The following is a 17,715-nucleotide window of genomic DNA, read 5'->3' as shown; positions in this document are numbered from 1 at the left end:
CCCTCTTCGTTGCCTCCGCACATCGGCGGAAACACATATGTCGAAAACTGCACAATGTGCCAGACATATCGACACGAATCGTGTCAGTCTTGACAGAAGGGAAAAGTTCCTCTTTTGTTCTATAGCATTTCCCAGGGGGCCACGGTGAACGCCGAAGCGATGAATGCAGCCATCGATTTGGCAAAAAGGACAGCCGGCAAGCGCTTTCACACCGTGCTGGCCGATCCGCCATGGCGTTTCACAAACCGCACTGGAAAAGTTGCTCCTGAGCATCGTCGGTTGTCTCGCTACGAGACAATGACAACCGACGACATATGCGCCCTTCCCGTGGCAGAGCTGACTTTGCAACCTGCGCACCTCTATCTTTGGGTCCCCAACGCGCTTTTGCCGGATGGCCTAGCAGTCATGCGCAGTTGGGGATTCGAATACAAATCGAACATCGTTTGGCACAAGGTGCGCAAAGATGGCGGCTCCGACGGTCGTGGTGTCGGCTTCTACTTCCGCAACGTGACGGAGCTATTGCTGTTCGGCGTGCGCGGAAAAAACGCGCGCACGGAAGCCCCTGGACGCAGCCAGGTCAATTATCTCTCATCGCGCAAGCGCGAGCATTCACGGAAACCCGACGAGCAGTACGAATTGATTGAGAGCTGCTCGAAAGGACCGTATCTTGAGCTTTTTGCCCGCGGCACCAGGCCGAAGTGGACCTATTGGGGCAACCAAGCGGACGAGGACTACAAGCCGACTTGGAAGACATATGCCTACAACTCGGCGGCGGACGCGGCAGAGTGAGCAAACTGCCAAAAGTCGACCTGTTGCCAGGTTGGGATTGCTATGATTGGCGCAATGCTCGGACAATCTTGCAGTACAGCCACGCCAGCGAGTGGTCGGACATTATCGAAGTACTAAGCGCGGCTCGCTTGCTGCACTCAGAATTGGCAACAAAGGGCGGCAATAAGACAACAACGGCCACTTCGTTCGATTCTCAGCTTTATGCGCGCGGCTGGGTCGAGAAAAAATTCGAAACAAAGATAGTTGTCGACGGGATCGAGAGCGAAAGCCCAACGCACAAGGTCGATTGTTTCAAGGGAAAGATCGCACTTGAGGTAGAGTGGAATAATAAGGATCCATTTTACGATCGTGATCTGAACAATTTTCGACTGCTCTATGAGCTTCGGGTTGTCGATGTCGGGGTGGTAGTCACGCGATCGACCGAACTAATGCACTGGATGAGGCAGGGGTACGCCGATTTCGCCAAAGCGCAGGGCACCTACGGCTCGTCCACCACACATTTCGACAAACTGGAGCCGCGGATCCTCGGCGGCGGCGCTGGTGGATGTCCAGTACTGGTGTTCGCGATGACGCCGAGGATGTATGTTGATGATCGAGAAGGGAGCAACACCTAACGGTGTCGCCCCCAACGTGTTCTACGCCTGCTGACAGATGACAGCTACTGTTGTCTCTACATAGATGCTCAAAAGCGCCACGTGCTTGGTCGCTCCGTTCAAGCGCCGAGTTTCTTACCGCGTCAGCCGCTTGTGCGTCATGCGGTGCGGAGCTGCCGCTTCGGCGCCCAGGCGGCGCAGCTTGTCCTTTTCATATTCCTCGAAATTGCCTTCGAACCATTCGACATGCGCGTCACCTTCGAAGGCGAGCATGTGGGTGGCCATGCGGTCGAGGAACATGCGGTCGTGGCTGATGATGACGGCGCAACCGGCATAGGCTTCCAGCGCGTCTTCCAGCGCGCTCAGCGTTTCGGTGTCGAGGTCGTTGGTCGGTTCGTCGAGCAGAAGCACGTTGCCGCCGCCCTTCAGCATCTTGGCCAGGTGGACGCGGTTTCGCTGGCCGCCCGACAGGTTGCCGACCTTCTGCTGCTGGTCGCCGCCGCGGAAATTGAACGACGAGCAATAGGCACGGCTGTTGACCTCGTGCTTGCCGAGCTTGATGACCTCGGCGCCGCCGGAAATCTCTTCCCACACGGTCTTGTTCGGCTCGAGCGCGTCGCGGCTCTGGTCGACATAGCCGAGCCGCACCGTCTCGCCCTTGCGGATCGAGCCGGCATCCGGCGTTTCCTGGCCGGTGATCATCTTGAACAGCGTCGTCTTGCCGGCGCCGTTCGGGCCGATGACGCCGACGATGCCGCCCGGCGGCAGCTTGAACGACAGGTTCTCGATCAGCAGCTCGTCGCCGAAACCCTTGTTGAGGCCTTCGACCTCGATGACGAGGTTGCCGAGGCGCTCGCTCGACGGGATGACGATCTGCGTGTCGGTCGGCTTGCGGTTCTGCGACTGCTCGACAAGTTCCTCATAGGCCTTGATACGCGCCTTGGACTTGGTCTGGCGCGCCTTGGGCGAAGACTGGATCCACTCGCGCTCGCGCCAGATCGACTTCTGGCGGGCATCGTCCTCGCGGCCTTCCTGGATCAGGCGCTTGGCCTTGGCATCGAGATATTTGGTGTAGTTGCCCTCGTAGGGGATGCCGCGGCCGCGATCGAGCTCGAGGATCCAGCCGGTGACGTTGTCGAGGAAGTAGCGGTCGTGGGTGATGATCAGCACCGAGCCCGGATAGTCGCGCAGATGCTTTTCCAGCCACGCCGTGGTCTCGGCGTCGAGATGGTTGGTCGGTTCATCGAGCAGCAGCAGATCCGGCTGGCGCAACAGAAGCTGGCAAAGCGCGACGCGGCGGCGCTCGCCGCCTGAAAGGTTCGTCACTTCGGAATCGCCTGGCGGGCACTGCAGCGCGTCCATCGCCATCTCGACCTGCTGCTCGAGGTCCCACAGGTTTAGGCGATCCATCTCGTCCTGGAGCTTGGCCGACTCGTCAGCCGTCTCGTCGGAATAATTCATCATCAGCTCGTTGTAGCGCTCGATGATGGCCGTCTTCCTGGCGACGCCTTCCATGACGTTTTCCATCACGGTCTTGTTTGGATCGAGTTGCGGCTCCTGAGGGAGATAGCCGACGGTTGCGCCTTCGGCCAGCCAGGCTTCACCCTGGAACTCCTTGTCGAGCCCGGCCATGATGCGCAGGATCGTCGACTTGCCCGAGCCGTTGGGGCCGAGGATGCCAATCTTGGCGTCCGGATAGAAGGACAGGTGAACGTTATCGAGCACCTTCTTGGTGCCATAGGCCTTCGACAGGCCGGACATGTGATAAATGAACTGGCGAGCCACGCGCGCTTTCCCTGGATGGAGTGTCAAGGTGAATGGGGGTTGCGCGCTATGTAGGCGATGAAGCGCCGAACGGCAATCGCTTTCGGCGCGAGATGGCCAATCCGCGCGGATTCGCCGGGTTGCGCTCCCTATTCCGCCCGTCGAGCGGCCGCGACCGCGTGATCGGCGAGCTCGGCAGCGAGCCGATCATCCTGCAGGCGGCCCCGAGGTCGACCTGACAGGGTCGGGCCGACAAAAGACGGCCTGACTAAGGAATTGCCGCCTACTGAAAACCGATCGCGTCGACCGTGCCCTTCGGGCAGCCGGCCTTGGCTGTCGGTGCCGACGCCATCAGGAGATCGGCGAGCTTGCTGTCCGGGCCGATCGGACCGGACAGGCCGAGCGTGATCTCGCCGATCATACGCCGGCCGCTCGACGGGTCGACAAGGCAGGACACGCGCACGCGATCCCCGGCGCCGGGACCGAAAGCCTGGTTGAAGGCGCCGCGGATCGCATCCGACGTCAGCTGCTTGCCGATGTTCTTGTTGAACAGATCGCGCACCGCCGAGGCGTTCACCGCCCGCATCAGGTTCAGCGCATCTGAGAAATAGTCCTGCTGGTTCTTGCCGTAGCAGGTGCCGTGCTTGATCCATTCGTGGCGCTCGAGCCTGGACGCCGTGCCTGGCATCACCTGGTCGAGCTCGGCACGCGTCTTTGCGTCGAGATCGACCGGCGGCAGGTCTCCCCAATGCGCCGGATTGTCATTGGCCTTGTCGTTCGCCGAGACCTGGCAATAGAAATTGCCGTTCGGCTGCGGCCACAGCCCATGCAGCGTGAAGTGCGAGGCATCGAACTCGCCGGGGCTCTGTGCCTTGCATTCGGGCTTGCTCCCCTTGGTCTCGCAGAAAGCCGGCTGCCAGCTCAGCGCAAAGACATATTCGGGTTTTCCGGAGGCTGACGGCGACGGTTTGCCCTGACCGGCAGGCGCCGGCGTGGTCGCAGCACTGCCGCCGGTGACGTGGCCGCAGCTGATCTTCACCCAGCGCCGCTCCGGGTCGGCGCCCGGCACCTGGATAAGGTAGTGCGTGGGCTCGTCCTTGTTGCCGGCAAGAAGGTCGTAGCTCTTGCCGGCTTCGGTCGAGATATCACCGGGGTTCTTGCCGCTCTTGATGGCCTGCGTCGCCGGGCAGGCGCTGTCGGCGACGAACGTGCCGCTCATCTTCACGTCGGCATGCGCCACGCCGGCACCGGCCAGAGCCAGCACCATCGAACCCCACAATGCCCAAACCCGCATCCCGCTCTCCCGGCGATCATTGAACTGTATTGGATACGTCACACTAGAACAGCCGACGTGTCAGAATTGCGATCTTTTTCGCCGCTCGAAAAAACAATCCCCAGCTGAGCGCTTCCGTCGGCGTGTTCGCAAGCGCGTTCATCCTCTTGACGCCGGCAGAACGCTCGCCCAACAGTCGCCGAGGGAGCGACACATGGCATTCGACAGAAAGACCAGGCTGGCCTCACCGACCGGGGCCGACCTCAACCTCTATGTGAAACACGCCGAGGCGAAGCCACGCGCCGTGGTCCAGATCAACCATGGCCTGGCCGAGCATGCTGCGCGTTACGCACGCTTTGCCGATTTCCTGAGCGGGCGCGGATTCCACATCTATGCCCATGATCATCGCGGCCATGGCGCGACGAAGGCGCCCGACGCGCCGCTCGGCAAATTCGCCGACAGCGACGGCATCGCCAAGGTGATCGCCGATGTCGACGCCGTTCACGACCTGGTCGCGGCCGAGCATCCCGGCTTGCCGGTGATCGCCTTTGGACATTCGCTGGGCGCCTCGGTGGCGCTGAACTTTGTCCTGCGCCATTCCGGGCGCATCCATGCCGCCGCGATCTGGAACGGCAATTTCTCGCAAGGCCGGCTCGGGCAACTGGCGCTTGGCATTCTAGGCTGGGAGCGGATGCGGCTCGGCTCCGACGTGCCGTCGCGGCTTCTGCCCAAGCTCACCTTCCAGGCTTGGGGCAAGGCGGTGCCCAATCACCGGACCCTGTTCGACTGGCTGTCGCGCGACCCGGTCGAGGTCGACAAATATATCGCGGACCCGCTCTGCGGCTGGGATGCGTCGGTCTCGATGTGGCGCGATGTGGTCGAAATGGCGCTTCACGCCGGCAAGGATTCCAGCTTCACCGGCGTCCGCCGCGACCTTCCTTTCAATCTCATCGGCGGCGAGAAGGACCCTGCGTCGGACTACGGCAAGGCGGTCCATCACCTGGCAACGCGCATGCAGGCAATGGGCTTTTCGAATCTGGTTTCAAAGGTTTACCCGCAAACCCGCCATGAAAGCCTGAACGAGATCAACCGCGACACCGTCATGAACGATTTTGCCGCCTGGGCCGACAGCGTGCTGAAGTCCTGAGCGGCGTGGCCCATCGTATGGGTCGTGACACGGCCGGTGCGGGTTGCTAGAGGCTGCGCTTTGTTTAACCACGGTGATCCATGGCCGAACCTCCGCTGAAAGACATCCGCGTTATCGAGCTCGCCCGCATCCTGGCCGGCCCCTGGGCGGGGCAGTTGCTCGCCGATCTCGGCGCCGATGTCATCAAGGTCGAGAGCCCCGATGGCGGTGACGACACCCGCAAATGGGGTCCGCCCTTCGTCATGAGCCATGACGGCGAGAACCTTTCGGCCGCCTATTACCATTCCTGCAATCGCGGCAAGCGTTCCATTGCCGTCGACTTCTCCAAACCGGAGGGTGCCGAGACGCTGCGCAAGCTGGTCGCCACCGCCGACGTGCTGATCGAGAACTTCAAGCTCGGCGGCCTGAAGAAATACGGCCTCGACTACGAAAGCCTGAAGGCGATCAATCCGCGCCTCGTCTATTGCTCGATCACCGGCTTTGGCCAGGACGGTCCCTACGCGCCGCGCGCCGGCTACGATTTCATCATCCAGGCTATGGCCGGCATGATGTCGATCACCGGCGAGCCCGGCCGCGAGCCGCAGAAGGCCGGCGTCGCCATCTCGGATCTCTTTACCGGCCTCTATTCGGTGATCGCCATCCAGGCGGCGCTTCGCCATGCCGAAAAGACCGGCGAAGGCCAGCATATCGACATGGCGCTCTACGACAGCCAGATCTCGGCGCTCGGCAACCAGAACCTCAACTATCTCGTCTCCGGCAAGTCGCCGGTGCAGATGGGCAATGCGCATATGAACATCGCCCCGTACGAGGTGCTGCCGGTCAGGGACGGCCACATCATCGTGGCGGTCGGAAATGACGGCCAGTTCGGCAAGTTCTGCGCGGCGGTCGGGCTGGCCGATCTGCCCGCCAATCCGGATTTCGCCACCAACCCCGCCCGCGTCGCCAACCGCTCAAAACTGCGCGAGACGATTATCGAGGCGCTGAGCACCTGGGATCGCGATCCGCTGTTGGCGAAGCTCGAGGCGGCAGGCGTGCCGGCAAGCCCGATCAACACCATTGGCCAGATGTTCGACGACCCACAGACCATCGCGCGCGGCATGCGGCTCGATCTTGACGACGGCCACGGCAATCGCCTGCCTTCGGTGCGCGCGCCGATGGTGATGTCGGGCACGCCGCTCGTCTATGAGCGCCCCTCGCCGCGCCTTGGCGAGCACACGCAAGAAATCCTTGCCGAACTGGAGAGAGCAGCAAAATGAAAACCGGCGGACAACTGATCGTCGAGGCGCTCGAAGCGAACGGCACCGACCGCATCTTCTGCGTCCCGGGCGAATCCTATCTCGCGGTGCTCGACGCGCTGCATGACTCTTCGATCCGCACCATCGTCTGCCGCCAGGAAGGCGGTGCTGCGATGATGGCCGATTGCCAGGGTCGGCTGACCGGCAAGCCCGGCATCTGCTTCGTCACCCGCGGCCCCGGCGCCACCAACGCTTCGGCCGGCGTCCATATCGCCATGCAGGATTCGGTGCCGATGATCCTCTTCATCGGCCAGGTCGCCAGCCACGCCAAGGAGCGCGAGGCCTTCCAGGAGGTCGACTACAAGCGCTTCTTCGGCGACATCGCCAAATGGGTGGTCGAGATCGACGACGCTGCGCGCATTCCGGAATTCGTCACCCGCGCCTTCGCCGTCGCGACCTCCGGCCGCCCCGGCCCGGTGGTCATCTCGCTGCCGGAAGACATGCTGACCAGCGAGGTCGAGGCTCCGGAAGCGCTGCCGCACACGCCGGTCGAGACGCGCCCGGGCGAAGCCGAGCTCGACGCGCTGGAGATGTTGCTCGCCAACGCCAGGCGGCCGTTCGTCATCCTCGGCGGCACGCGCTGGAACGAGGAAGCGGTGGCGCATATGCGCCAGATCGCCGAGACCTGGTCGCTGCCGGTCGGCTGCTCCTTCCGGCGGCAGATGCTGTTCGACCATCTGCATCCGAATTATGCCGGCGATGTCGGCATCGGCATCAATCCGAAGCTGGCGGAGCGGATCAAGCAGGCCGACGTGGTGCTTTTGATCGGCGGCCGCCTGGGCGAGATGCCGTCTTCCGACTACACGCTGCTGAAGAGCCCCTACCCCGATCAGGCGCTGGTGCATGTTCATGCCGATGCCGGCGAGCTCGGTCGCGTCTACCGGCCGACGCTGGCCATCAATGCTTCGCCCGCCGCCTTCGTCGAGACCTTCGCCAAGCGCAAGCCAATGGCCAAGCCCGCCTGGGCGGGCGAGGCGGAAAAGGCGCACGCCGCCTATCTCGAATGGTCGACGCCGCCCCAGACCGGCCCGGGCGCCGTCCAGATGGGCCCGATCATGGACTATCTCGGAAAGGTCCTGCCGGAGAATGCCATCCTCACCAACGGCGCCGGCAACTACGCCACCTGGGTGCATCGCTTCTACCGCTCGCGCCGCTTCGGCACACAGGCGGCGCCCACCTCCGGCTCGATGGGCTACGGCACGCCGGCCGCGGTCGCCGCCAAGTCGCTGTTCCCGGATCGCACCGTGGTCGCTTTCGCCGGCGACGGCTGCTTCCTGATGAACGGCCAGGAGTTCGCGACGGCTGTCCAGTATGACCTGCCGATCGTCGTGATCGTCGTCAACAATGGCATTTACGGCACGATCCGCATGCATCAGGAGCGGGAATATCCAAGCCGCGTCGTCGCCACAACCCTCAAGAACCCGGACTTCGCGGCGCTGGCCCGCGCCTATGGCGGCCATGGCGAGACGGTGGAAAAAACCGCCGACTTCGCGCCGGCCTTCGAACGCGCGCGCGCCAGCGGCAAGCCGGCCATCGTCGAAATCAAGCTCGATCCCGAAGCGATTACCCCGACCCGCACGCTGACGCAGATCCGCGACAAGAGCTGAGCGCCGGTGAAGGGATAGGCCGAGTTCCTTCGCGCCCCCCTCTGGCCTGCCGGCCATCTCCCCCACGAGGGGGGAGATTACCAGTTCCATCGCCTCGCCATTCCTGCAACGCTGGTGATTGGCGAAAGCCGGCGTGACTATCTGATCTACCCCCTTGTGGGGGAGATGTCCGGCAGGACAGAGGGGGGCGCTGTCCCGCCGGCTTCCAAAGTGACCGCAACCCTTCCGAACCCTACATCGCCTTCTCGATCTGGCCGCGGATTTCACCGTCCTTGTTCTTGGCGGTGTGGATGTTGACGTAATACTTGCCTGCCTCGAGGTCGGCCGCCTGCGCGTCGGTCAATGTCTCCGATCCCTTGATCGGGCTCTTCAGCTTCTTGAACGGGATGACCGGGTCCGCATTCGCCCCCATGTCCGCCGGACCGTGGATGTGGCCGGCCACGGCAGGCCCGCTGAGGCCGGAATATTTGACGTTCCAGCTGAGTTTCTTGCTTGTGGTGTCGAAGGTGAGTGTGGCGGTTCCCTTGCCCTTGGTGGTGACGGGCGGGCTCTGCTGACTGCCGTCGAGCGTCGCCTTGTACTTCACCATCTCGGCCATGGCCGGCGATGCAAGAAGGAAGGCGGTCGAAACGGCCAAGGCCGAAAGCATCGGCAGGGATAGGATGCGCATGAAGAACCTCCGTTGATTGCAGCATCCTTCGCGGCTCCCCGGCGCGCGGATGCACCAATCAACGGCTGGACGGCCGGATGTATCCCTGTGCGCACAATTATTTTACCTCAACCAGCAAAAAGGGGCGGTCGCCCGCCCCTTTCCACCCGCGCTGAGAGCGGAGCTTACTTGATCGCCTTGTCGGTGATCGCGGTCGTGTAGGCGCCGCTGGCTTCCTTGCTGATGATCTTCTGGTCGAGCAGCGCCTTGGCGGTGCGCTCATAAGCGGCCGGGATCAGCTTGCCGTCGGCATTGTCGACCAGCTTGGCCACTTCCTTCATCATGAACTTCTGGTGGTTCTCGTCCTGGCCGCCGGCGTCCACGACGATCCCGGCCGCCTCGTCGGTGTTCTCCGTGGCGTATTTCCAGCCCTTCATCGAGGCGCGCACGAAGCGCACCATCTTGTCCTCGAAGGCCGGGTCCTTGAGCTTGTCCTCGAGCGTGTAGAGCCCGTCCTCCAGAAGGTCGTTGCCCATGGCGGAATAATTGAACACGACCAGGTCTTCCGGCTTGTAGCCGGCGTCCAGCACCTGACCATATTCGTTATAGGTCATCACCGAGATGCAGTCGGCCTGCTTCTGGATCAGCGGCTGCACGTCAAAACTCTGCTTGAGCACGGTCACGCCGTCCGGGCCGCCATCGGTCTTGAGGCCGATCTTGTTCATCCAGGCGTAGAACGGATATTCGTTGCCGAAGAACCAGACGCCGAGCGTATGGCCCTTGAAGTCGGCTTCCGTCTTGATCGGTCCGTCCTTGGGGCAGACCAGTTCCATGCCCGCCTTCTTGAACGGCTGGGCGATGTTGACGAGCCCCACGCCCTTGTCGCGGGCCGCGAGCGCTCCGCCCATCCAGTCGACGATGACGTCGGCACCGCCGCCGGCGATCACCTGCTCGGGCGCGATGTCCGGGCCGCCCGGCTTGATGTCGACGTCGAGGCCTTCGGCGTCATAGAAACCTTTGGCCTTGGCGACATAGTAGCCGGCAAACTGGGCCTGCGTGACCCATTTCAATTGCAATGTCACCTTGTCGGCGGCCATCGCCTGGAAGGCGGCCAGCGACATGGCGCCGGCCAGAGCAGAAATCAGCAGTCTTTTCATGTTTTTACCCTCTGAAGTTAGCACCCAAACCCACCGCCCCTATCCACCTCGGACAGAGGGATGCCAAAACGTGACGGCTCTCTCGATGAGAGCGACCACGCCATAAAAGACCGAACCCGCCAGTGCTGCAACTGCGATTTCGGCCCACACCATGTCGATGTTCATCCGCCCGACTTCCGTCGAGATGCGAAATCCCATGCCGACCACCGGCGTTCCGAAGAACTCCGCGACGATGGCGCCGATCAGCGCCAGCGTCGAGTTGATCTTCAGCGCGTTGAAGATGAACGGCATGGCCGCCGGCAGCCTTAGCTTGAGCAAGGTCGGCCAATAGGCCGATGCATAAGTGCGCATCAGGTCGCGCTCCATATGCCCGGATGCGGCAAGCCCCGCGACCGTGTTCACCAGCATCGGGAAGAAGGTCATGATGATGACGACCGCGGCCTTGGACGGCCAGTCGAAGCCGAACCACATGACCATGATGGGCGCCACGCCGATGATCGGCAGCGCCGAAACCATATTGCCGATCGGCAGCAGGCCGCGCCGCAGGAACGGCACGCGGTCGGCCAGGATAGCGACGGCGAAGCCGGCGAGATTGCCGACGACATAGCCGATCAGCACCGCCTTGAAGATCGTCTGCCGCACATCCGACCCCAGGATCGGCAGCGAGTTGGCGAAGCGCGCGCCGATGACGCTGGGCGGCGGCAAAAGAATGAAGGGGATCCCGGCGCCGCGCGTCACCGCCTCCCAGATGATCAGGATCCAGGCGCCGAAGATCGCCGGGATGATCAGACGCAGCGCGTTCCTTGCGACGCTCTCGTTTAGACGCAGCGACGAGAGCAAGGCAACGCAGCGCCAGGCAAGCAGCCAGGCAGCGGCAAGCAGCAGGAAATATGGCGCCAGCGCCGTGCCTTCGAAACCGGCTATGCCCTTGATCAAGAGCCAGGCTGCGGCATGTGCGCCGACGAAGAGCGCGATGGCCTCAACGACCGGCGTCAGCCTTAAGGTCGAGACCAGTGCCGCAATGAGCACCAGCCCGATGATCAGCCCCTTCGCGCCCATATAGGGATAGGCCAGCGTTGCGGCCGGCTCCGCCAGCGCGGCTGCCTCCGGCTTCGTCATTGCGCCAAGCGCAAAAACGATGAGACAAAGCAGGATTGCCAGCACTGCTTGCCAGGATGGCTTCAACCAGTTCATGCCGGCCTCCCGCCCATCGCGCGGTCGACCAGGCGTCCGGCGATACCCACTACCATCACCAGCAGCGCCGCGACCACGGAACCAGCGACCAGCGCCGACCAGATATCGATGGTCTGGCTGTAATAGGCACCCGCCAGCAGCTTCGCGCCGATGCCGGCGACCGCGCCTGTCGGCAATTCGCCGACGATGGCGCCGACGAGGCTTGCCGCCACCGCAACCTTCATCGAGGTGAACAGGAACGGCACCGAGGCTGGCACCCTCAGCTTCCAGAAGGTCTGCGAGGCGCTGGCATTGTAGGTATGCATCAGGTCGAGATGCATGAGCTCGGGCGAGCGCAGGCCCTTCACCATGCCGACGGCGACCGGGAAGAACGACAGATAGGTCGAGATCAGCGCCTTGGGAATCAGGCCGGTGATGCCGATCGCCGCCAGCACCACGATGATCATCGGCGCGACCGCGAGGATCGGAATGGTCTGCGAAGCAATGATCCACGGCATCAAGCTGCGGTCGAGCGTCGCCACATGCACGATACCCACCGCGATAAGGATGCCGAGAGCGGTGCCGAAGGCGAAGCCGAGCAGCGTCGAGGACAGCGTCACCCAGGCGTTGTAGACCAGGCTGCGGTTCGAGGTGACGGACCGCAGGAAGGTATTTTCGAAGAAATTCACCGCCACCTGGTGCGGTGCCGGCAGCGTCGGCTTCGGCTGCGCCAGCGTCTTGCCGATGAAGTCGACGATACCCGGCGTCTCATTGGCACGGCGGTCGAGATCGCGCTGGAACGGCGCGTTGAGGATGACGGCGAAGACGTACCAGAGCACGACCACGCCGGCGAGGATGCTGGTGACGGGGACGATCTTGGAGCGGAAGGTGTCCATCAGCGCGGCTCTCCTCCTCTCCCCATCGGGGAGAGGGCGGCCGGAGCGAAGCGAAGGCCGGGCACGTTCGACTGGAGTGCTGCGGCGCTGGTATTTTTCGTCATCCTAGGGCGGAGCAAGGAGCAAAGCGACGCGGCGCAGACCCTAGGATCCATTCCGTTACTTCTGAGCTCCGCAACGTTCCAGAATACAGCTCCCTGCGCCGCGCTCTGCTCGTCCGGTATTCTGAGCGGCTTACGCCCTTCGACCAGCGTCACGGAATGGATCCTAGGGTCTGCGCTCCGCTTCGCGTCGCTACGCCCTAGGATGACGAAATCGCGATGGCCGGCTTCCTTAACACGCGGGGTGGCGCGCCTGCTCCGCCCTAGGATGACGAAGGCGCGAGTAGACGCCCCCTCACCCGGCCGCTGCGCGGCCACCCTCTCCCCGGTGGGGAGAGGAGGAGGCCCGTCCGCCTCAATCATCATAGCTGTGCCCTGCCCTCAGCCCATCCCGCACGCGCGCGGCGATCGCCAAAAACTCCGGCGTCTCGCGGATGTCGAGCGGCCGCTCCCTCGGCAGCGTCGATTCGATGATGTCGGTGACGCGGCCGGGCCGCGGCGACATCACCACGATGCGCGTCGACAGGTACACCGCTTCGGGAATCGAATGAGTGACGAAGCATATCGTCTTGTCGGTCCGCTTCCACAACTCCAAAAGCTGCTCGTTCAGATGGTCGCGCACGATCTCGTCCAGCGCGCCGAACGGCTCGTCCATCAAAAGCAGGTCCGCATCGAAGGCTAAAGCGCGTGCGATCGACGCGCGCTGCTGCATGCCGCCGGAAAGTTGCCAGGGGTATTTCTTCTCGAAGCCGGAAAGGTTGACCAACTCCATCGTGCGCTTGATGCGCTCGGCCTGCTCGGCCTGGCTGAGGCCGATGATTTCCAGCGGCAGCGCCACGTTGCGCTCGATCGTGCGCCACGGGAACAAGGCCGCCGCCTGGAAGACATAGCCATAGGCGCGTTTCTCGCGCGCCTGCTCCGGCGTCATGCCGTTGACGGAGATCGCCCCGGCGGTCGCCTTCTCCAGATCGGCGATGACGCGCAGCAAGGTGGTCTTGCCGCAGCCGGACGGGCCGATGAAGGAGACGAATTCGCCCTTGCCGATGGTCAGATCGACATTGGACAGCGCCTGCACCGGACCGTCATTGGTCTGGAAGGTGAGGCCGAGCTTGCTTGCCGAGACGACGGCTGGCGGCTGTTCGGTCATTGGCTGCAGCCTGCCTTTCGCAGCCGCTGCCGCGCTGTCCGCAATCCGGTTGATTTTATGATAGCGTTGCTTTCCACTCGTCCTGTCCCACCCGATCGACGCCGCCCGGAGCCTTGCCGATGTCGCTCTCCACACCTGGTACGGCGACAGGCTCGAGCACCACATCGTCGTCAAGGCCGGCGACCTGTTCTACATTCCGGCGGGCGTGCCGCATCTGCCCGCCAATCTGAGCGGCGCCCCCTCCTCCGCGGTCATCGCCCGCACCGATCCCAACGAGCAGGAAAGCGTCGTCCTGCTGCCGGAACTGGATGGCCTCGTCGCCTGAGATCAGCATAGGACTGGCAATTCGCGCAACCGCCTCAGGTTTGCGCTGCCCCTCATCGCCCTGCCGGGCACTTCTCCCGGTATGGTGACCAGGACAATCGCATATGGGGTTTATCGGCGAAGGCCAACACAAGGCCGTCATCCTCGGGCTTGTCCCGAGGATCCGCCGTCGCACGCGGCTATAGCGCGACCGGTTCAGGGGCCGGTAGATCCTCGGGACAAGCCCGAGGATGACGCCAAGACATGCCGGGTCGTCCGAACTCCCAAAGCAATATGCGATTGCCCTGGCATAGTGACGGGGAGAAGGACGCCGCCTCGAAAGATTTCGCCAATCCCCAACGTTGCCGGAGGGATCGTCGAGGCGGCATTCATACCCCTCCCCCCCGTCACTATACGGGGAGAAGGTGCCGGCAGGCGGATGAGGGGCAGCGCCGACCTCGGCGATCATCGGCATCGCGCGACTTCGCCCATCACATTGCCGTCCTCGTCGACCACGACCAGCTTCTTCGCATCCTTCGCGCTGCGCTTGATGGTGAACTTGGTCGGCTGTCCCTCTTCGCCTTCAGCCTCGCATTTTTCCGTCACCACCAGCGATCCATCGGCCTGCGCTTGGTGGTTGCTGAAGGTGCAGGCGCTGGCCGCCGTGATCAGTTCCTTGTCGGTTAGAAGCAGCATCTTGTCGGCGGCCACTTGCTGGCCGTTCCGGTTGATGCAGCCATATTTGTCGCCATAGGGCTTGCTGAGGTCTATGCCGGCGGCGAGCGCCTGGCCGGCGGCAAGCATCGCGGCCGCCGCGATCGCAAGATGAAGAACCCGCATGGTCAGACCCCGGTTGCCGGAATGCCCGTACGCTCGACCTTGCGCGGCGCTGAAATCTCCTTCCAGGTCGACAGCGCCCGGTTGACCGCAGCGTTCGGCTCGCGGGCGACGAACTCGCCATGGCCGGCCTTGGCTTTGACGTCCGCCTCCTCGATCGACAGCTCGCCGCGCGAGAAGACGAAGCGCGGCAGGCCGGTCACCTCGACGCCTTCGAAGACGTTGTAGTCAATCACCGACTGCTGGTTCTTGGCCGAGATCGTCTTCTTGCGCTTCGGATCCCACACGACGATGTCGGCGTCGGCGCCTTCGACGATCGCGCCCTTCTTCGGATACATGTTGAGGATCTTGGCGGTGTTGGTCGAGGTCACCGCGACGAACTCGTTCATCGTCAGACGCCCGGTGTTGACGCCTCTCGTCCACAGCACCGGCAAGCGGTCCTCGAGCCCGCCGGTGCCGTTCGGGATCTTGGTGAAGTCGCCGACGCCGTTGCGCTTTTGGCTGGTGGTGAAGGAGCAGTGATCGGTCGCCACGACCTGCAGCGAGCCGGCCTGCAGGCCGGCCCACAGCGAATCCTGGTGCCACTTGCTGCGGAAAGGCGGGCTCATCACCCGGCGCGCCGCATGGTCCCAGTCCTTGTTGAAATATTCGGTCTCGTCGAGCGTCAGGTGCTGGATCAGCGGCTCGCCGAACACCCGCATGCCCTTCTGGCGGGCGCGGCGGATCGCCTCGTGGCTCTGCTCGCAGGAGACATGCACGACATAGAGCGGCACGCCGGCCATGTCGGCGATCATGATCGCGCGATTGGTGGCTTCCCCCTCCACTTCCGGCGGCCGCGAATAGGCATGGCCTTCCGGGCCGTTGTTGCCGGCGGCTAAAAGCTTTTGCGACAGTGCCGCAACCACGTCGCCATTCTCGGCATGGACCAGCGGCAGCGCGCCGAGATCGGCGCAGCGCTGAAACGACGAATACATCTCGTCGTCATCCACCATCAGCGCGCCCTTATAGGCCATGAAATGCTTGAACGAGGTGATGCCCCGGTCGACGACTTGAGCCATCTCGTCGAACACCTGCTTGCCCCACCAGGTGATCGCCATGTGGAAGGAATAGTCGCAGGACGCCTTCGAGGTCTTGTTGTCCCACATCTGCAGCGCTTCCAGCAGCGATTGCTGCGGCGCCGGCAGGCAGAAATCGACCACCATCGTCGTGCCGCCGGAGAGCGCCGCGCGCGTGCCGGATTCGAAATCGTCGGCCGAATAAGTGCCCATGAAGGGCATTTCGAGATGGGTGTGCGGATCGATGCCACCCGGCATGACATAGCAGCCCGTGGCGTCGAACTCATGGTCGCCGTGCAGATTGGAGCCGATGGCGACGATCTTGCCGTGCTGCATAAGCACGTCGGCCTTCCAGGTGCGGTCGGCGGTCACGATGGTGCCGTTCCGGATGACTTTGGTCATTCTCTGTTCCCCTGTTCTTTCGCGCTTCTTTGCGAGCGGCGTTGCGAGGTGACTGGTCTAGAGCAATTTCAGGAAAAGTGTGAAGCGGTTTTCCGTCCGAAATTGCGTTAAAACAAAGAGATAGAGCATCTCACCGTTTCCGTGAAATGGTGAGATGCTCTATCGGTCATTCAACGATTCCAGCCGTCTCGACCACCGCATGGAACAGCACATCGGCGCCCGCCGCCGCCCATTCCTTGGTAATCTCCTCGGCCTCGTTGTGGCTGAGCCCGTCGACGCAGGGGCACATCACCATCGCGGTCGGCGCGACGCGGTTGATCCAGCAGGCATCGTGGCCGGCGCCGGAGACGATATTGCGATGGGAATAACCCAAGCGGTCTGCCGCATCCCGCACAGCCTTGACGCAATTCTTGTCGAAGGTGACCGGGTCGAAATGTCCGACCTGCTCGATCTCGTATTTGATGTCGAGCGCGTCGCAGATCGTGTCGATGCCTTCGCGTATGCGGCCGTCCATGGCGTCGAGCACTTCCTTCTCGGGCGAGCGGATGTCGATCGTGAAGACCGTGCGGCCGGCGATGATGTTGCGCGAGTTTGGATAGGCCTGCATGTGGCCGACCGCGCCGACGGCGTCCGGCTGGTAGTCCATGGCGATCTCGTGCACCAATTCGATCACGCGCGCCATGCCGAGCCCGGCATTGCGGCGCTTCGGCATCGGCGTCGAGCCGGTGTGCGCTTCCTTGCCGGTCAGCGTCACCTGCAGCCATTTCAGGCCCTGGCCGTGGGTCACGACGCCGATATCGATACCCTCGTCCTCGAGGATCGGCCCTTGCTCGATATGCAGTTCGAAGAAGGCATGGATCTTGCGGTCGCCGACCTTCTCGGCGCCCTTCCAGCCAATGCGCTCAAGCTCCTCGCCGAACTTTTTGCCGTCCTTGTCGACATGCTGGTAGACATCGGCCTGGTCGAGCACGCCGGCGAACACGCCGGACGCCATCATCGCCGGCGCGAAGCGCGCGCCTTCCTCATTGGTCCAATTGGTGACGACGATCGGATGCCTCGTCTTGATGCCGAGATCGTTGAGCGAGCGCACGACTTCCAAACCGCCCAGCACGCCGAGCACGCCGTCATACTTGCCGCCGGTCGGCTGCGTGTCGAGGTGGCTGCCGACATAGACGGGCGGCAGGCTGGGATCGGTGCCCTCGCGGCGGGCAAACATCGTGCCCATCTCGTCGAGGCTCATTTCGAGCCCCGCGGCCTCGCACCAGCGCTTGAACAGATGGCGGCCCTCGCCGTCCTCGTCGGTAACGGTCTGGCGATTGTTGCCGCCGGCAATGCCGGGGCCGATCTTCGCCATCTCCATGATGGAGTCCCACAAGCGGTCTGAATTAACGCGCAGGTTTTCGCCGGGTGCGGCCATTTGCGTTCCCATTTTCACCGGGGGTCTTGTCGCCCCTTGAGTGGTTTGCATCCTGACCGTATGGTCAGCTTTCAGACTACACAAGCTGACCAAGCGGTCAACGAGAATCT

Annotated in this window: 16 protein-coding genes and 1 pseudogene; 7 read left to right on the top strand and 10 right to left on the bottom strand. The window is 63.1% G+C overall.

Translation table 11 applies throughout. The features are described 5' to 3' along the window. Positions 1 to 144: 144 nt before the first annotated feature. A complete protein-coding gene (locus FJ425_RS25280) occupies positions 145 to 789 on the top strand; it encodes an MT-A70 family methyltransferase (protein ID WP_246678000.1) in 645 nt (214 codons plus the stop codon). Further along, positions 786 to 1,403: a BglII/BstYI family type II restriction endonuclease gene (locus tag FJ425_RS25275; RefSeq protein ID WP_140726784.1), complete on the top strand. Its 618-nt coding sequence runs from the start codon at positions 786 to 788 to the stop codon at positions 1,401 to 1,403. The genes FJ425_RS25280 and FJ425_RS25275 overlap by 4 nt, the downstream gene beginning before the upstream one ends. Before the next feature lie 114 nt (positions 1,404 to 1,517). On the opposite strand, the gene ettA is transcribed toward FJ425_RS25275, so the two are convergent. After that, on the bottom strand, positions 1,518 to 3,167 hold the full coding sequence (gene ettA, locus FJ425_RS25270) for an energy-dependent translational throttle protein EttA (RefSeq protein WP_140545734.1): 1,650 nt from the start codon (positions 3,165 to 3,167) through the stop codon (positions 1,518 to 1,520). 32 nt (positions 3,168 to 3,199) lie between these two features. On the opposite strand from ettA, the gene FJ425_RS25265 reads away from it, so the two are divergent. Continuing rightward, positions 3,200 to 3,385, top strand: coding sequence for a hypothetical protein (locus FJ425_RS25265; RefSeq protein WP_140545735.1), 186 nt, complete (start codon positions 3,200 to 3,202; stop codon positions 3,383 to 3,385). Between the two features lie 44 nt (positions 3,386 to 3,429). Here FJ425_RS25265 and FJ425_RS25260 read toward each other — a convergent pair whose 3' ends face one another. Then, the gene (locus tag FJ425_RS25260; RefSeq protein ID WP_140726781.1) at positions 3,430 to 4,440 is read right to left on the bottom strand and encodes a ribonuclease; all 1,011 of its coding nucleotides are present in this window, start codon (positions 4,438 to 4,440) and stop codon (positions 3,430 to 3,432) included. A gap of 193 nt (positions 4,441 to 4,633) precedes the next feature. Between FJ425_RS25260 and FJ425_RS25255 the strand changes: the two genes are divergently transcribed. From FJ425_RS25255 to FJ425_RS25245, 3 genes are all read left to right on the top strand, one after another. Then, the gene (locus FJ425_RS25255; protein WP_140726778.1) at positions 4,634 to 5,566 is read left to right on the top strand and encodes an alpha/beta hydrolase; all 933 of its coding nucleotides are present in this window, start codon (positions 4,634 to 4,636) and stop codon (positions 5,564 to 5,566) included. An 80-nt stretch (positions 5,567 to 5,646) separates the two neighbouring features. Continuing rightward, positions 5,647 to 6,822 (top strand): CaiB/BaiF CoA-transferase family protein, encoded by a 1,176-nt coding sequence (locus tag FJ425_RS25250; RefSeq protein ID WP_140726775.1) that lies wholly within the window; start codon positions 5,647 to 5,649, stop codon positions 6,820 to 6,822. Further along, the gene (locus FJ425_RS25245; protein WP_140630822.1) at positions 6,819 to 8,468 is read left to right on the top strand and encodes a thiamine pyrophosphate-binding protein; all 1,650 of its coding nucleotides are present in this window, start codon (positions 6,819 to 6,821) and stop codon (positions 8,466 to 8,468) included. The genes FJ425_RS25250 and FJ425_RS25245 overlap by 4 nt, the downstream gene beginning before the upstream one ends. A 232-nt stretch (positions 8,469 to 8,700) precedes the next feature. Here FJ425_RS25245 and FJ425_RS25240 read toward each other — a convergent pair whose 3' ends face one another. From FJ425_RS25240 to FJ425_RS25215, 5 genes are all read right to left on the bottom strand, one after another. Next, positions 8,701 to 9,138 carry a CHRD domain-containing protein gene (locus FJ425_RS25240; RefSeq protein WP_140726772.1) on the bottom strand — a complete coding sequence of 146 codons (438 nt, stop codon included), beginning with the start codon at positions 9,136 to 9,138 and terminating at the stop codon, positions 8,701 to 8,703. 164 nt (positions 9,139 to 9,302) lie between these two features. Next, a complete protein-coding gene (locus FJ425_RS25235; protein ID WP_140630820.1) occupies positions 9,303 to 10,274 on the bottom strand; it encodes an ABC transporter substrate-binding protein in 972 nt (323 codons plus the stop codon). A gap of 39 nt (positions 10,275 to 10,313) precedes the next feature. Further along, positions 10,314 to 11,468 carry an ABC transporter permease gene (locus FJ425_RS25230; RefSeq protein ID WP_140630818.1) on the bottom strand — a complete coding sequence of 385 codons (1,155 nt, stop codon included), beginning with the start codon at positions 11,466 to 11,468 and terminating at the stop codon, positions 10,314 to 10,316. Continuing rightward, positions 11,465 to 12,343, bottom strand: a complete 879-nt coding sequence (locus FJ425_RS25225; RefSeq protein ID WP_140630815.1) for an ABC transporter permease — start codon at positions 12,341 to 12,343, stop codon at positions 11,465 to 11,467. The genes FJ425_RS25230 and FJ425_RS25225 overlap by 4 nt, the downstream gene beginning before the upstream one ends. A gap of 456 nt (positions 12,344 to 12,799) precedes the next feature. Continuing rightward, positions 12,800 to 13,591: an ABC transporter ATP-binding protein gene (locus FJ425_RS25215; protein ID WP_140546677.1), complete on the bottom strand. Its 792-nt coding sequence runs from the start codon at positions 13,589 to 13,591 to the stop codon at positions 12,800 to 12,802. Here FJ425_RS25215 and FJ425_RS32500 point away from each other — a divergent pair. Further along, positions 13,488 to 13,916, top strand: a pseudogene (locus FJ425_RS32500) (cupin domain-containing protein). The gene FJ425_RS25215 and the pseudogene FJ425_RS32500 overlap by 104 nt on opposite strands. A 443-nt stretch (positions 13,917 to 14,359) precedes the next feature. Here FJ425_RS32500 and FJ425_RS25205 read toward each other — a convergent pair. From FJ425_RS25205 to FJ425_RS25195, 3 genes are all read right to left on the bottom strand, one after another. Beyond that, positions 14,360 to 14,734: a hypothetical protein gene (locus FJ425_RS25205; RefSeq protein WP_140630810.1), complete on the bottom strand. Its 375-nt coding sequence runs from the start codon at positions 14,732 to 14,734 to the stop codon at positions 14,360 to 14,362. Positions 14,735 to 14,736: 2 nt separating this feature from the next. Continuing rightward, positions 14,737 to 16,188, bottom strand: a complete 1,452-nt coding sequence (gene hydA / locus FJ425_RS25200) for a dihydropyrimidinase (RefSeq protein ID WP_140630807.1) — start codon at positions 16,186 to 16,188, stop codon at positions 14,737 to 14,739. Positions 16,189 to 16,354: 166 nt separating this feature from the next. Next, positions 16,355 to 17,605 carry a Zn-dependent hydrolase gene (locus tag FJ425_RS25195; RefSeq protein WP_140630804.1) on the bottom strand — a complete coding sequence of 417 codons (1,251 nt, stop codon included), beginning with the start codon at positions 17,603 to 17,605 and terminating at the stop codon, positions 16,355 to 16,357. Positions 17,606 to 17,715: the final 110 nt, after the last annotated feature.

It is taken from the genome of Mesorhizobium sp. B2-7-2 (genome assembly GCF_006440775.1).
Classification (GTDB): Bacteria; Pseudomonadota; Alphaproteobacteria; order Rhizobiales; family Rhizobiaceae; genus Mesorhizobium.
Note: the sequence above shows the minus strand (reverse complement) of the source record. Positions and strands in the feature narration are given on the sequence as shown.

Coding starts and splice junctions, on each gene's coding strand:
- FJ425_RS25265 (WP_140545735.1), top strand. CDS start 3,200: ATGGGGGTTGCGCGCTATGTAGGCGATGAAGCGCCGAACGGCAATCGC.
- FJ425_RS25260 (WP_140726781.1), bottom strand. CDS start 4,440: ATGCGGGTTTGGGCATTGTGGGGTTCGATGGTGCTGGCTCTGGCCGGT.
- FJ425_RS25255 (WP_140726778.1), top strand. CDS start 4,634: ATGGCATTCGACAGAAAGACCAGGCTGGCCTCACCGACCGGGGCCGAC.
- FJ425_RS25250 (WP_140726775.1), top strand. CDS start 5,647: ATGGCCGAACCTCCGCTGAAAGACATCCGCGTTATCGAGCTCGCCCGC.
- FJ425_RS25245 (WP_140630822.1), top strand. CDS start 6,819: ATGAAAACCGGCGGACAACTGATCGTCGAGGCGCTCGAAGCGAACGGC.
- FJ425_RS25240 (WP_140726772.1), bottom strand. CDS start 9,138: ATGCGCATCCTATCCCTGCCGATGCTTTCGGCCTTGGCCGTTTCGACC.
- FJ425_RS25235 (WP_140630820.1), bottom strand. CDS start 10,274: ATGAAAAGACTGCTGATTTCTGCTCTGGCCGGCGCCATGTCGCTGGCC.
- FJ425_RS25230 (WP_140630818.1), bottom strand. CDS start 11,468: ATGAACTGGTTGAAGCCATCCTGGCAAGCAGTGCTGGCAATCCTGCTT.
- FJ425_RS25225 (WP_140630815.1), bottom strand. CDS start 12,343: ATGGACACCTTCCGCTCCAAGATCGTCCCCGTCACCAGCATCCTCGCC.
- FJ425_RS25215 (WP_140546677.1), bottom strand. CDS start 13,591: ATGACCGAACAGCCGCCAGCCGTCGTCTCGGCAAGCAAGCTCGGCCTC.
- FJ425_RS25205 (WP_140630810.1), bottom strand. CDS start 14,734: ATGCGGGTTCTTCATCTTGCGATCGCGGCGGCCGCGATGCTTGCCGCC.
- hydA (WP_140630807.1), bottom strand. CDS start 16,188: ATGACCAAAGTCATCCGGAACGGCACCATCGTGACCGCCGACCGCACC.
- FJ425_RS25195 (WP_140630804.1), bottom strand. CDS start 17,605: ATGGCCGCACCCGGCGAAAACCTGCGCGTTAATTCAGACCGCTTGTGG.